The organism is Streptomyces sp. NPDC057654 (assembly GCF_042800135.1).
In the GTDB taxonomy this organism is placed as follows: domain Bacteria; phylum Actinomycetota; class Actinomycetes; order Streptomycetales; family Streptomycetaceae; genus Streptomyces.
On record NZ_JBHVHQ010001386.1, the window covers coordinates 1 to 1,364 of the forward strand.

Consider the following 1,364-nt stretch of genomic DNA (forward strand, 5'->3'; position numbering starts at 1 on the left):
GCGCAGGTCAGGCCGGTGGGCGGTCGCCGCGGGAGATCACGGACTCCAGCCCGTCGAGCAGCCACTCCAGGACCTGGTCGAACGGCTGCGGTCCGGGGGCGTGCCGCTCGGGGTCGTTGACCCAGCGGGTGAAGTGGGGGTGCCGGCCCGCGGCGGCGATCCGTTCGAGGTAGGGCGCGGCGGCCTGCCCCAGCTCCTCGTCGGTGCTCAGCCCGACGCGGGCCCGCATGGTCCGCTCTTCGAGGAGGGCGAGCCCCGAGCCGAACACCTGGCCGAGCACCGTGTCGACGCACCGCATGCGGGTGGCCGCGTCGAGCCCGAGGGGGTCCAGTTCGGTGAGGGCGGACTCGTACAGATCGAGGGCGTTCGGGCCCAGCGGGGGGCGGCTGAAGGCCAGGCGCGCGAACCACGGGTGGCGCTGCACGGCGTCCCAGCCCGTACGGCCCAAGGCGCGCAGCGCGGGGCGCCAGCCCTCGCCGCGCGCGACGCCGAACTGCCCGTAGACCTGATCGGACATCAGGTCCAGCAGGCCGTCCTTGCTGCCGACGTAGCGGTACAGGGCCATGGGGCTGCGCACGCCCAGCCCGGCCGCCAGCGCCCGCATGGTGAATTCGCCGCTCGCCTCCCGGTCGGCCATGTCCATCGCGGCGGCGACGATGCGCTCGCGGCTGAGCTGTTCGGTGCGGCGGGGCGGCGCGGGCTGGTCGAACCACACCAGGCCGCTGGGCGCGGGGCGGCGGTCTGCGGAAGTCATGGTGGTCGGACCCTAGCTGGTGTACGCTGTCCACCATGAGTGGACAACGTACACCGAAGGGTCGCGCACACCGCCCCGACGTGCTGGAAACCGATGTTCTGATCACCGGCGGCGGACTCGTCGGACTGACCGCCGCCCTGGTGCTCCGCCACCACGGCGTGACCGTCACGGTGGTGGAGAAGCGCTCGACGACCTCGCCCCAGCCCAAGGCCCGCCGCTTCCACATGCGCAGCATGGAGATCTACCGCGAGCTCGGCCTCGCCGCCCTGGTCCACGACGCCGCCCGCGACCTCGCCGGGCACGACCACATGGCGAGGGGCCGGACGCTCGCCGAGGCCGAGCGGCTCCCGCTGTGGCAGCCCGCGGCGGCCGGCGCCCCCGCCATCGACGTCAGCCCCGAACTGCCCGCCCTGATCGCCCAGGACATACTCGAACCGGTCCTGCGCGCCGCCGCCGTCGACGCGGGCGCCACCGTGCGGTTCGATACCGAACTCCTCGGCTTCGACCAGGACGAGGACCGGGTGCGCGCCGCACTCCTCGACCGTACGGACGGCAGCCGCCACCACGTGGAGGCCCGCTATCTGGTGGCCGCGGACGGGGCACGGAGCCC

General features: G+C 74.0%; 2 protein-coding genes. One reads left to right on the forward strand and one right to left on the reverse strand.

Features of this window, described 5'->3' with window-relative positions:
- Positions 1 to 7: 7 nt before the first annotated feature.
- Positions 8 to 754 carry a TetR/AcrR family transcriptional regulator gene (locus tag ACFU99_RS43820; RefSeq protein WP_384404392.1) on the reverse strand — a complete coding sequence of 249 codons (747 nt, stop codon included), beginning with the start codon at positions 752 to 754 and terminating at the stop codon, positions 8 to 10.
- 35 nt (positions 755 to 789) lie between these two features.
- Here ACFU99_RS43820 and ACFU99_RS43825 point away from each other — a divergent pair.
- Positions 790 to 1,364, forward strand: a 575-nt coding sequence (locus tag ACFU99_RS43825) for an FAD-dependent monooxygenase (protein WP_384404394.1), incomplete at its 3' end; no start/stop codon positions are given.